The 12,912-nt window shown below is 67.3% G+C and carries 9 protein-coding genes; 6 read left to right on the forward strand and 3 right to left on the reverse strand.

Annotated features, from left to right (window positions below; all coding sequences use genetic code 11):
* Positions 1-50: 50 nt before the first annotated feature.
* The 3 genes from AC0Z35_RS09955 to AC0Z35_RS09965 form a co-directional block, all read right to left on the reverse strand.
* Positions 51-1,295 (reverse strand): DUF445 domain-containing protein, encoded by a 1,245-nt coding sequence (locus AC0Z35_RS09955; protein WP_485132133.1) that lies wholly within the window; start codon positions 1,293-1,295, stop codon positions 51-53.
* Positions 1,296-1,419: 124 nt separating this feature from the next.
* A complete protein-coding gene (locus AC0Z35_RS09960) occupies positions 1,420-2,823 on the reverse strand; it encodes an AI-2E family transporter (RefSeq protein WP_485131872.1) in 1,404 nt (467 codons plus the stop codon).
* Positions 2,824-2,883: 60 nt separating this feature from the next.
* Positions 2,884-3,813, reverse strand: coding sequence for a LysR family transcriptional regulator (locus tag AC0Z35_RS09965; protein WP_485131873.1), 930 nt, complete (start codon positions 3,811-3,813; stop codon positions 2,884-2,886).
* 194 nt (positions 3,814-4,007) lie between these two features.
* Between AC0Z35_RS09965 and AC0Z35_RS09970 the strand changes: the two genes are divergently transcribed.
* The 6 genes from AC0Z35_RS09970 (at position 4,008) to AC0Z35_RS09995 (ending at position 12,814) form a co-directional block, all read left to right on the forward strand.
* Positions 4,008-6,131, forward strand: a complete 2,124-nt coding sequence (locus AC0Z35_RS09970) for a 3-hydroxyacyl-CoA dehydrogenase NAD-binding domain-containing protein (protein WP_485131874.1) — start codon at positions 4,008-4,010, stop codon at positions 6,129-6,131.
* Between the two features lie 123 nt (positions 6,132-6,254).
* Positions 6,255-7,439, forward strand: coding sequence for an acetyl-CoA C-acyltransferase (locus AC0Z35_RS09975; RefSeq protein ID WP_485131875.1), 1,185 nt, complete (start codon positions 6,255-6,257; stop codon positions 7,437-7,439).
* Positions 7,440-7,457: 18 nt separating this feature from the next.
* Positions 7,458-8,654 carry an acyl-CoA dehydrogenase family protein gene (locus AC0Z35_RS09980; RefSeq protein WP_485131876.1) on the forward strand — a complete coding sequence of 399 codons (1,197 nt, stop codon included), beginning with the start codon at positions 7,458-7,460 and terminating at the stop codon, positions 8,652-8,654.
* 9 nt (positions 8,655-8,663) lie between these two features.
* Positions 8,664-9,797 carry an acyl-CoA dehydrogenase family protein gene (locus AC0Z35_RS09985; protein ID WP_485131877.1) on the forward strand — a complete coding sequence of 378 codons (1,134 nt, stop codon included), beginning with the start codon at positions 8,664-8,666 and terminating at the stop codon, positions 9,795-9,797.
* A gap of 17 nt (positions 9,798-9,814) precedes the next feature.
* Positions 9,815-11,746, forward strand: a complete 1,932-nt coding sequence (locus tag AC0Z35_RS09990) for an acyl-CoA synthetase (RefSeq protein ID WP_485131878.1) — start codon at positions 9,815-9,817, stop codon at positions 11,744-11,746.
* Between the two features lie 81 nt (positions 11,747-11,827).
* Positions 11,828-12,814: a tripartite tricarboxylate transporter substrate binding protein gene (locus tag AC0Z35_RS09995; RefSeq protein WP_046805901.1), complete on the forward strand. Its 987-nt coding sequence runs from the start codon at positions 11,828-11,830 to the stop codon at positions 12,812-12,814.
* Positions 12,815-12,912: the final 98 nt, after the last annotated feature.

Raw genomic sequence — 12,912 nt, forward strand, 5'->3', positions numbered from 1 at the left:
CGCCAACGCGCGCCAGCACTCTTCCTTCCTGATACAAGCCATCAGGCTTGTTAACGATTCAGCAGCAGCACCAATGCGTGCAACGCCACGCCGATCAAGCCGCCCACCAGCGTGCCGTTGAAACGGATGTATTGCAGATCGCGGCCCACGCTCAGTTCCAGTTCATCGACCAGATGGCGTTCGTCCCAGTTCTTGACCGTGCGCGAGATGTGCTCCGTCACGCCGATGCGCAGCCGCCCCGTAAGCCGCCGCGCGCTGCCCAGCACGTGGCTGTTGATGGCTTCGCGCAGGCCGGGGTCTTCGCCCAGCTTGCGGCCCAGTGCCAGCAACGCGCTTTCAAGGTGAGCCGCCAGCGCCGAGCCTTCGTCGGACAGATCGCGCCGCAGCGCCGCGTGGATGTCGTCCCACAGCCCTTGCACGTATTCCTGCACCTTGGGGTGGTCAATGGCGCGCTGCTTCAGTTCTTCAACCTGGGCGGACAAGGCCGGGTCGGCCTTCAGGCGTTCGATGTAGTTCAACACCCACGCCTCGTAGTCGCGGCGCACGGGATGGTCGGGTTCGGACAGCACGTCGCGCAGCTCGTCCATCAACGCCATCGCCAGCCGGTCGGCCAGGTTGTCGGCGATGCCGTCCACCGACTTCACCGCGTTCACGGCCGCGATGATGCGCGGCCATTCCTTGCGCGCGAATTTCACCAACAGCGTCGACGCGCGATCCTTGACCTCGTCCTGGCCCAGATAGCCGCCCAGCCGTTCCATGGCGGCATCCAGCAATTCCTGATGGCGGCCGTCGCGCGTCAGCAGGCCCAGCACTTCGCCCACCGTGCCCGCCGCGTCCCAACGGCGCAGGTTCTTCACGACGAACTCCTGGATCACGCCACGCACGGCGTGGTCGTCCAGCATGTCCAGCGTTTGCAGCGCCACGCGGCGCGCGCCGTCGCTCAAAGCCTGCGCCTGCCTGGGCCGCACCAGCCAGCGTGACAGCCGCGCGGCGGGATCAAAGACGCGCAGCTTTTCCATCAAGGTGTCCGGATCCAGGAAGTGGTCGCGCACGAACACCGCCAGGTTGTCGCCGATGCGGTCTTTGTTGCTGGGGATGATTGCTGTGTGCGGGATGGGCAGGCCCAGCGGGCGGCGAAACAGCGCCACTACCGCGAACCAGTCGGCCAGCGCGCCCACGGTGGCGGCTTCACAGAACGCCCGCACCCAGGCCCACGCGCCTTGTCCGCCCATGACGTGGCTGGTGACGAAGCCGCACACCATGGCCACCAGCAACGCCAGCGCGGCGATTTTCATGCGCCGCAATTGTGTGCGGCGCACATCGGAAGCCAGGGACGAATGCGTGGCGAACGCGGCGGCGGGCGAGGAAGTTTCGGGCATGGCGGTTCCGGCGTGGCGAGGCGTCAGCATACCAACAGCGCTATTCGCCCAGGAACTCCGACACGGCCTCCAGCCCTTCGATATGGTCGGCCACCACCTTCGCGATAAAGGCAATGGGCACGGACAGCAGCGTGCCCCAGATGCCCCACAACCAGGTGAACAGCAGCAGCATCATGAACACCGCCACCGAGTTCATCCGGGCAATGCGGCCCGACATCCACGTGGTGACCAGCACGCCGATCAGCAAGGCGATCACAACCGAACTGCCCGCCACCTGAAGCGCCGGCCCGATCTCGCCGAACTGAATCAAGGCGGCCACCCCCGTGCCCACCGCCGTCAGCAGCGGGCCGAAGTACGGGACGATGTGCAGCGCGCCCGCCACCACGGCCCAGGTGGCGGCGTTTTCCAGGCCCAGCAGCCGAAACGCCCCCCACGACAGCACGCCCAGCGCCACATTGGTCACCAGCATCATCGCCATGTACATGTGGATCGAGCTGTTGATCTGGTCAAGCATGTGCACGCTGATCTTTTTCTGCGACAAGGTCTTGCCCGCCACCTTGACGAACTTGCGCTTGAACGCGTTACCCGACAGCAGCAGGAAGAACACCAGGAATACGCTCATCGTCGCCTGGCCCAGGAAGGTGGCCAGGCCCTTGGAGCCCCACAGCAGGAATTCGCTGAATCCCGCGTCCGACTTCGTCACCACAACCTGGCGGCCGGGCGGGATGCCGCCGGTTTCCTGCAGCACGCTGGCCGCGCCCTTGATGCGTTCGATGATGGAGCCGTCGCCGCTGGCAAAGCCGCCCAGCGTGCGCGAGATCTTGCCCGAGATCTCGGGCAAGGCGTCCACGATGGAAGTGACCTGGCTTTGCGTGGCATACACCAGCCCCGCCAGGCCGAAGGCGATCACGGCCATCAGGATGACGATGCCGATGGGGCGCGGCACGCGGACGCGCTCCATCAGCGCGACGGCCGGGTCCAGCGCATACGAGACCACGATGGCCATGACCACCGGCACGATGAATTCCTGCGCCATCTTCAGTGAGAACAGCACGGCCAGCACGGTCAGCGTGGTCAGACAGGCGCCGCGGGCCCAGACGTGCGTGACGTCAGGCGCGGGCTCGGGGACGATGCCGGCGTCCTGGACCGTGGCTTTTTCGTCCGAGGCCCGATCATCCGGCCCCGACTTTTCCGCCGCGCGTTCTTCGGGTGATTTTGGCTCGGCCGCGCCGGCCGCAACCGCCACGGCCTTCGCCTGGGCGGCGCCCGCTGCGCGGCCTGCCGTGTCAGGCACTGTGGTGTCGCGCGTGCGGTCCCGCGCGCTGTCCTGCGTGCCGTCCCGCGTGCCGTCCCGCGTGCCATCCCGCGTGCCATCCCGCGTGTCATCCCGCGTGTTGTCACGCGTGTTGTCCGGCGTCTTGTTCGCCGGTGTCGCGCTATCCATCCCGCCCCCACTTTCCGTTTTTTGGTTGAGGTGGTCAGCAAGTATCGTGCCCGGCGCTTGTCAGCCCTTCACCGCCAGCAGGCCGGCCTGCCCTTCGTGACTGCGCTGCGCGCGTTCCAGGATGAATTCGATCAGCATCGAAATCGCGCGCGGATGGTGTCGGTTGGGCATGTACAGCATATACATGCCGCGTCCAAAAATGCTTAAACGCCATGGTGTCAGCACCGGCAGCAGTTCGCCCCGCGCAATGTCGTCGTGCACCACGTAATCGGGCACCACGCCCACGCCCAGCCCGGCCCGGATGGCATCGCGCAGAAATGCGTAGTTGCGGGAAATCACCGTCGGTTCCAGCACCACGTGCTGGCGCGGCTGGCCGTCGTAATACGCCGATAGCCGCAGCGGCCTGCCGATCACGGCGGCGCTGATGACCGGCAGTTGCGCCAGGTCTTCCGGGCGTTCGGGCAAGCCCCGGGCGTCGGCATAGGACTGGGACGCGCATGCCACGTAGCGCACCAGGCCCAATTCGCGCGCCACCAGGTTTTGCGGAGGCTCGGACATGATGCGCACCGCGATGTCGACCTCGTCGCGCAGCAGATCGTCCACGCTGTTCTCGAACAGCACGTCCAGCACGATGTCGGGATAGGCCGCCTTGAATTCCAGCAGCCAGGGCGTCATCACGAATTGCCCGTAGCCACTGGGCACGCTCAGCCGCACCTTGCCCTGCGGCGTCTTGCCCAGCGTATCGACGGCTTCGCGCGCCGCCACCAGCTCGTCCTGAATGCTGCGGCCATGTTGATACAGCTTCAGGCCGATCTCCGTGGCCTCAACGTGCCGGGTCGTGCGCCGCACCAGCTGCATGCCCACCGACCGTTCCAGCTGGTTCAGGTGATAGCTGACGTTGGCGCGCGTCATCTTGAGCCTGCGCGCCGCTTCGCTCAGGTTGCCGGCGTCCAGGATGTCGACCAGCAAGGTCAGGGATTTGGTGTCCATGGTGTCTCCTTGCGCGGCATTGTCAAATTTTATTATCCGTAGTGTCAATTCCAGATGTCATTGTCAAGACATCTTTACTGCGAAAGAATAAAGAAATAAGAGATCAGCGATACGCGACAAGCGATCAGCGATAAGCCGTTACCGGCTTGCCCAGGCGCCGCCCCGGCGGACGCCTTACCGGAGACAAGGACCCCATGACGGACAGCAGCCCTGCCGGCGCCGCCCACGCGCGCCGCGACGAAGACATCCTGGTCATCACCCTGGACCACCCTCCCGTGAACGCCCTGAGCGCCGATGTGCGCCGCGACCTGGCCGACGCCATCCAGGCAGGCCAGGCCGATACATCCGTGCGCGCCATTCTGTTGGTGGGCGCGGGCAAGAACTTCATCGCGGGCGCCGACATCCGCGAATTCGGCAAACCGCCCAAGCCGCCCGCGCTGCCCGACGTGTGCAACCACATTGAGGCCAGCACCAAGCCCGTCGTCGCCGTGCTGCACGGCGCGGCGTTGGGCGGCGGCCTGGAAGTCGCGCTGGCCGCGCACTACCGCGTGGCGCTGGCCAGCGCCAAGCTGGGCTTGCCCGAAGTGAACCTGGGCCTGTTGCCCGGCGCCGGCGGCACGCAGCGCACGCCCCGCCTGATCGGCGCGGCGGCGGCGCTGGACCTGATGCTGTCCGGCAAGCACCTGTCGGCCGACGCCGCTCTGCGTGCGGGCTTGGTGGATACGCTGGCCGACGGCGACGACGCCTTGGCGGCCGGGCTGGCCTACACCCGCCAGCTGTTGGCGCAGGGCGCCGGCCCGCGCCGCAGCCGCGACGCCACCGCCGCGCTGGCCGACAAGGCCGCCGCGCTGGCCCAAGCCGCCGCCGCCGGCGAACGCGTCGCCCAGACCCTGCGCGGTTTGTATTCCCCCGCGAAGATCGTCGAAGCCGTGCGCGCCGCCATCGAACAACCGTTTGACGAGGGCCTGCGTACCGAACGCGCCTTGTTTCTGCAATGCCTGGACAGCCCGCAACGCGCCGGCCTGGTGCACGCCTTTTTTGCCGAACGCGAAACCACCAAAATCCCCGAACTAAAGGAAGCCAAGCCGCGCCGCCTGGACAAGATCGGCGTGGTGGGCGGCGGCACGATGGGCGCCGGCATTGCCGTGTCGGTGCTGGACGCGGGCCTGCCGGTGGTCATGGTGGAACAGGACGACGCCGCGCTGGAACGTGGGCGCGCCCGCGTGGCGCAGGTCTACGACCGACTGGTGAAAAACGGCCGCATCAGCGCGCAGGAACGCGATGCTCGGCTGGCGCGGCTGGCCGGCGCCACCACCTACGATGCGCTGGACGATGCAGACCTGATCATCGAGGCGGTGTTCGAGGACATGGACGTCAAGCTGGCCGTCTTCGCGCAGCTGGACCGCGTGGCCAAGCCCGGCGCGGTGCTGGCCACGAACACGTCTTACCTGGATATCAACCGCATCGCGTCGGCCACACGCGGCCCGGCCGACGTGCTGGGCCTGCACTTCTTTTCACCGGCCAACATCATGAAGCTGCTGGAAATCGTGGTGGGCGAACATACCGCCCCCGACACGGTGGCCACCGGCTTCGAATTGGCGCGCCGCCTGCGCAAGACGCCGGTGCGCGCCGGCGTGTGCGACGGCTTCATTGGCAACCGCATCCTGGCCGTCTACCGCCAGGCCGCCGACATGATGATGGAAGACGGCGCGTCGCCCTATGACATCGACGCCGCCGCGCGCGAATTCGGCTACCCGATGGGCCCGTATCAAATGGCGGACCTGGCGGGCGGCGACATCGGCTGGGCCACGCGCAAGCGCCGCGCCGCCACCCGCGACCCGGCGCTGCGCTATGTGCAGATCCCGGACCGGTTGTGCGAACGCGGCTGGTTCGGCCAGAAAACGGGCCGGGGCTTCTACCAATATCCCGACGGCGCGCGCGTGGGCACGCCGGACCCCGAGGTGCTGGCCATCATCGACGAAGAACGCCGCCGCGTCGGCGTTACGCCACGCGCCTTTACCCACGAGGACATCCTGCGCCGGTATCTGGCCGCCATGGTCAACGAGGCCGCCAACGTGCTGCACGAAGGCATCGCGCTGCGGCCGTCGGACGTGGATGTGGTGTTTCTGTCCGGCTACGGCTTTCCGCGCCATCGCGGCGGCCCGATGCACTACGCCGACAGCGTGGGCGCGGCGCAGGTGCTGGCCGACATCCGCGCCTTTGCCAAGGAAGACCCGGCGTTCTGGAAGCCGTCGCCCTTGCTGGTGCGCCTGGCCGAATCCGGCGGCACCTTCGCCAGCTTGAACCAAGGCGCTTGAACGCGGGCAATCCATGCAAGCCCCGATCGCCGCCCAGGATCGCCGCGCCGGGCCGCTGCACCGGATCGCAGCCACTTAGCACGGCTGCCTGATCACGGCCCCTTACTTTTTACTGGAACTCTTATGCGCGAAGCCGTCATCGTCTCTACCGCCCGCACCCCCATCACCAAGGCGGGGCGCGGCGAATTCAACCAGATTGCCGGGCCCACGCTGGCCGCGCACGCGGTGCGCGCCGCCGTTGATCGCGCCGGCATCGACCCCGCGATGATCGAAGACGCCTTCATCGGCTGCGGCTACCCGGAAGGCGCCACCGGCCGCAACATCGGCCGCCAAGCCGTCATCCGCGCGGGCCTGCCCGTCAGCGTGGGCGGCGCCACCATCAACCGTTATTGCGCGTCGGGCCTGCAAGCCATTGCGTCGGCCGCCGGCCACATCGTGATGGACGGCGCGCCGGCCGTGATCGCGGGCGGCGTGGAATTGGTGTCCCAGATTCGCACTCGCGATGACGGCGTCAGCGGCATGGACCCGTGGATCCTGGCCAACAAGCCCGAGCTTTACCTGCCCATGATCGAAACGGCCGACATCGTGGCCGCGCGCTACGGCATCAGCCGCGAAGCGCAAGACCGCTTTGCCGCGCAAAGCCAGGCGCGCACCGAAGCCGCACAGGCCGCCGGCCGCTATCGCGAAGAAATCATCGCCGTCACCACCACCATGTCCGTCACCGACCGCGCCACCGGCGTGGTCAGCGAACGCGAAGTCACCGTGGACCAGGACACCTGCAACCGCCCCGGCACCACCTACGAAGCCCTGGCGGGCCTGGCACCCGTGCGTGGCGAAGGCCAGTTCGTCACGGCCGGCAACGCGTCGCAGCTGTCCGACGGCGCCGCCGCTTGCGTGCTGATGGAAGCGGCCGAGGCGCAGCGCGCCGGCATCCGCCCGCTGGGCGCGTTCCGGGGCCTGGCCATTGCCGGCTGCGAGCCCAACGAAATGGGCATCGGCCCCGTCTACGCCGTGCCCAAGCTGCTGGCGCGCCACGGCTTGAAGGTCCAGGACATCGACCTGTGGGAACTGAACGAGGCGTTTGCGTCGCAAGCGCTGTATTGCCAGGAAAAGCTCGGCATCCCCATGGACCGCCTGAACGTGGACGGCGGCTCCATCGCGCTGGGCCACCCGTTTGGCGTCACCGGCGCGCGCCTGGCCGGCCATGTACTGATCGAAGGCCGCCGCCGTGGCGCCCGCTACGCCGTGGTCACCATGTGCATCGGCGGCGGCATGGGCGCGGCCGGCCTGTTTGAAATCTATGCTTGATATCGCCTGAGGATCGTCATGGACCTGGAATTCACCCCCGAAGAAAACGCCTTTCGCGACGACGTGCGCGCGTTCCTGGCGGCCAAGCTGCCGCGCCGCCTGTCCGACAAGGTCAACCTGGGCAAGCTGCTGACCAAGGACGACATGGTCCAGTGGCACGCCATCCTGAATGAACAAGGCTGGCTGGCCACGCACTGGCCCGTGCAATACGGTGGCACCGGCTGGAGCGCCACGCAGAAGTACATCTTTGACAACGAATGCGCGCTGGCCGCCGCGCCGCGCATCGTGCCCTTCGGCCTGAGCATGCTGGGGCCGGTGCTGATCAAGTACGGCAACGACGCGCAGCGCCAGTACTGGCTGCCCCGCATCCTGGACGGCAGCGACTGGTGGTGCCAGGGCTATTCGGAACCGGGCGCGGGGTCCGACCTGGCCTCGGTCAAGACCACGGCGGTGCGCGATGGCGATCACTACATCGTCAATGGGCAGAAGACGTGGACCACGCTGGGCCAGTACGCCAACATGATCTTCTGCCTGGTACGCACGTCGCAGGAAGGCCGGCGCCAGGAAGGCATCAGCTTTTTGCTGATCGACATGAACAGCCCCGGCATTGAAGTGCGCCCCATCATCACGCTGGACGGCGAACACGAAGTCAACGAGGTGTTCTTCTCGGACGTGCGCGTGCCGGTGGCCAACCTGGTGGGCGAAGAGAACCGCGGCTGGACCTGCGCCAAGTACCTGCTGACCTACGAACGCACCAACATTGCCGGCGTGGGCCAGTCCACCGCCGCGCTGGAACGCTTGAAGGCCGTGGCCGCCAAGCAAAAAAAGAACGGCCGCCCGCTGGCCGAAGACCCGGACTTTGCCGCCCGACTGGCGCGCGTGGAAATTGAATTGGCCAACATGCGCACCACCAACCTGCGCGTGGTGGCGGCGGTGGCAGGCGGCGGTGCACCGGGCGCGGAAAGCTCCATGCTGAAGATACGCGGCACGCAGATCCGCCAGGAAATCACGGCGTTGAACCGCCGCGCGATGGGCCCGTACGCGCGCCCCTTCGTGCCCGAAGCGCTGCATGACGGCCATGAGGCCGCCCCCATCGGCCCCGAAGGCGCCGACAGCGCCGCCGCGCAGTACTTCAACAACCGCAAGCTGTCGATCTTCGGCGGCTCCAACGAAATTCAAAAGAACATCATTTCCAAGATGATCCTGGGACTGTAAGGGCCGGCCATGAACTTTGAACACACCGAAGACCGGCGCATGCTTTCCGACATGCTGCGCCGCTTTGTCACCGAGCAGTACGACTTTGCGACCCGCGAACGCAATGCCCAATCGCCCCAAGGCTATAGCGAGCAGTTCTGGCGCCGTTATGCCGAGCTGGGCGCGATCGGCGCCTTGTTCACCGAAGCCGACGGCGGCTTGGGCGGCGCGGGCTTCGATATCTCCGTCGTCTTCGAGGCCTTGGGGCGCGGCTTGGTTGTTGAACCCTTTCTGGACGCTTTGATGGTGGGCAGCGCGATTGCCGCCGCCGGCACGCCCGCCCAGCGCGAAGCGGTGGACGGCCTGATCGCGGGCAGCATCACGGCCGCGCTGGCGCAGGCCGAACCGGACTCGGGCTACGAACTGTCGCGCGTCAGCACGCGCGCCGAACGGTCAGGCGACGGCTGGGTACTGAACGGCGCCAAGGCCGTTGTCACGGCGGGTGAACATGCCGACCTGTTCCTGGTGTCGGCGCGCACCTGGGGCGCGCAAGACGACGAAGCGGGCATCAGCCTGTTCCTGGTCAGCGCCGGCACGCCCGGGCTGGGCGTGCGCGGCTATGGCTTGATCGACGGCGGGCGCGCGGCGGAAGTCACGCTGGACAACGTCAAGCTGGGCCCCGAGGCGCTGCTGGGCGATGTGGATGCGGGCCATGCGGTGCTGGAACGCGCCGTGGGGCGCGGCATCCTGGCGCTGTGCGCCGAAGCCGTGGGCGCGATGGACTGCGCCCGCGACGCCACCTTGGAATACTTGCGCACGCGGCGCCAGTTCGGCACGCCCATCGGCAGCTTCCAGGCCTTGCAGCACCGCATGGCGGATGTCTTGCTGGAAATCGAACAGGCGCGCTCGGCCGTCATCAACGCCGCCGCCGCGCTGGACCACCCGGACCGCGCCACCCGCGAACGCGCGCTGTCCGCCGCCAAGTTCACCATCGGCCGCATCGGCACCCTGGTGGCCGAAGAGAGCATCCAGCTGCATGGCGGCATCGGCATGACCTGGGAATTGCCGCTGGCCCACTACGCCAAGCGCCTCGTCATGATCGACCACCAACTGGGCGACGAAGACCACCACCTGCGCCGCTACATCGCGCTGGCACAGGCGTGAACGGAGGCCGGCACACCATGACGCAGGCCCACGCCGCCCCGCCCCTGTCGCCCCCATTCTCGGCGCCGTTCCCCGTGCGCAGCGCCGCCGACGTGCAGCGCCTGCAAGCGCGGCCGCTGGCGGAAACGCTGACGGTGCAAAGCACCTACGAGATCTTCCGCAACTCGGCCGCGGCCTTCGGCGACAAGACCGCGCTGACCTTCCTGCGATCCGCCGACCCGGACGACGAGGGCATCCGCTGGAGCTACCGCGACTTGCTGGACGGCATCCACCAGACGGCCAACCTGCTGCACGACCTGGGCGTGCGCGCGGATGACGCCGTGGCGGTCATGCTGCCCGGCTGCCTGGAATACCACCTGGCGCTGTGGGGCGGCGAGGCGGCGGGCATCGTCCAGCCGCTGAACCCGATGCTGACCGAAGACAAGCTCGCGTCCCTGATGACGGCGGCGCGCGCCAAGGTGCTGATCGCCTACGGTGCCGAGGCCGAATGCGAGATGTGGACCAAGGCCCTGCGCCTGCGCGACCGCGTACCGACCTTGCAGACGATCCTGCGCGTGGCGCCCCACACCGAAGCGCTGTCCGACCGGCCCGCCCTGCCCGATTACGCGCTGGACTTCAACGCCAACCGGTCCGCGCAGCCCGCCAGCCGCCTGCTTAGCGAACGCGTTATTCGCGCCAGCGACGTGGCGGCGTATTTCCACACGGGCGGCACCACCGGCGCGCCCAAGTTGGCCATCCACACGCACGCCAACCAGGTCTTTACCGCCTGGGCCGCCGTGCAGTTGCAGAACGCCGGGCCGACGGACGTGGTCATCAACGGCTATCCGCTTTTTCACGTGGCGGGCGTATTGCCGGCGTCGCTGGCGGCCTTGTCGGCGGGCGTGGAAACCGTCATCCCAACGCCCATGTTGCTGCGCAACCGCGAGGTGCTGCGCAACTACTGGCGGCTGGTGGAAAAGCACCGCGCGACCTCGCTGCAAGGCGTGCCGACGATTTTGGCGGCCCTGGCAGACATACCGTTGGCCGGCGCCGATATCTCATCGCTACGCTATTGCCGCACGGGCGCCGCGCCCTTGCCCGCTGAACTGGCCGCGCGCTTCAAGCGGCTGTTCGGCTTGCAGGTAAACGAAAGCCTGGGCATGACGGAAATGGCGGGCATATCGTCCATCACCCCGCCCGGCTCGGTATTCCCGGTCAATTGCGTGGGTTACCCGCTGCCTTACGTGCAGGTACGCATCGTGGGGCTGGACGTGCCCTCGGGCCAGGCCGCGCGCGACTTGCCGCCCGGCACGCCGGGCATGGTGCTGTTCAAGGCACCCAATGTGATCCCCGGCTTTCTGGACCCGGAAGACACCGCCCGCGCCTTCACGGAAGACGGCTGGCTGATCAGCGGCGACGTCGGCTTCATGGACGACGAAGGCCGGCTGCACCTGCAAGGCCGCGCCAAGGACCTGATCATCCGGGGCGGCCACAACATCGATCCCAAGACCATCGAAGACGCCCTGGCCACGCACCCCGGCGTGCACCTGTGCGCGGCGGTCGGCGCGCCGGACGCCTACGCCGGCGAGCTGCCCGTGGCCTTCGTCACGCTGATGGACGGCATGCAGGTCACGGAGGCCGAACTGGTTGCCTACGCCGCCGCCCATGTGGACGAAGGTCCGGCGCGGCCCAAGCGCGTGATCGTGCTGGACGCCATGCCCATGACCAATGTGGGCAAGATCTACAAACCCGATTTGCGCCGCCTGGCCACTGCCGTCTCGGTAGAGGCCGTGGTGGCGCGCACCCTGCAAGCGGCCGGCCTGACGGAAGACAGCAAGATCTTCCGCGTGCTGGCCGATGCACAACCGGATGTCGCCGTCCAGGCGGACGCCGACGCGCCCACGCCGCTGAAGGAGCAGCTGCGCGAGGCGTTGGCGCGATTGCCGGTCAAGGTCGCCTTGCGCGACTGAACCGACGCCGCCCCCCCGCCCTTTCAGCGACAACCGACGACCGACCACAACACACCACAACAACACCACAGGAGACAACCCATGCTGAAGATGCCTTTGCGCCGCGCCTGCCTGGGCGCATTGCTGCTTGCCGCCGTTGGCGCCGCCGTGCCGCTGGCCGCCAGCGCGCAAGCCGCTTTTCCCACCAAGCCCATCACCCTGATCGTGCCGTTCCCGGCCGGGGGCTCGACCGACCGCCACCTGCGCATCGTGGCGCAGGACGCCTCCAAGTACCTGGGGCAACCGGTCATCGTGGAAAACCGCCCCGGCGCGGGCGGCACGCTGGGCACGGCCACCATGGCGCGCACCGCCAAGCCCGACGGCTACACGATCGCGCTGTACACGCTGGCTATGCTGCGCATGCCCTACATGCAGAAAAGCAGCTGGGACCCGATCAACGACTTCAGCTTCATCATCGGGCTGTCGGGCTATACGTTCGGCTTCACCGTGCGCTCGGATTCGCCCTACAAGACGTTTAACGAATACATCGAGGCGGCTCGCAAGGCGCCGGGCACCATCGACTACGGCTCCACGGGCATCGGCTCGTCGCCGCATCTGCTGATTGAAGAAATCGCCATCAACGCCAAGGTCAAGCTGAACCACGTGCCGTTCAAGGGCAACGCCGACATGCAGCAAGCGCTGCTGGGCGGCCACGTCATGGCGCAAAGCGACGCCACGGGCTGGGACCAGTTCGTGGACTCGGGCAAGATGCGGCTGCTGGTGACCTTTGGCGAAAAGCGCACCACGCGCTGGCCCGACGTGCCCACGGCGCAAGAGCTGGGCTACAAGGTCGTGTCCACGTCCCCGTATGGCTTGGCCGGCCCCAAGGGCATGGACCCGGCCGTGGTCAAGACCTTGCACGATGCGTTCAAGAAAGCGCTGTTCGACCAGGCCAGCATGGACGTGATGAAGCAGCTGAACCAGGAGCCGGCCTATCGCAACAGCGAAGACTACAAGGCGTGGGCGCAGGCGACCTATGTGAAGGAAAAGGGCTTGATCGAATACCTGGGTCTGATGGCCAAGGACTGACGCCGGGGGGTGCGCGCGGGCGATAAGGCTGCGCGCACCTCGGTATGACGGCCTGGGGGGCAAAGCGTATGCAAGCACAACGCGCGCCCGGACGCGGT

The organism is Achromobacter sp. 1L-A-4-B-C2, assembly GCF_057291955.1.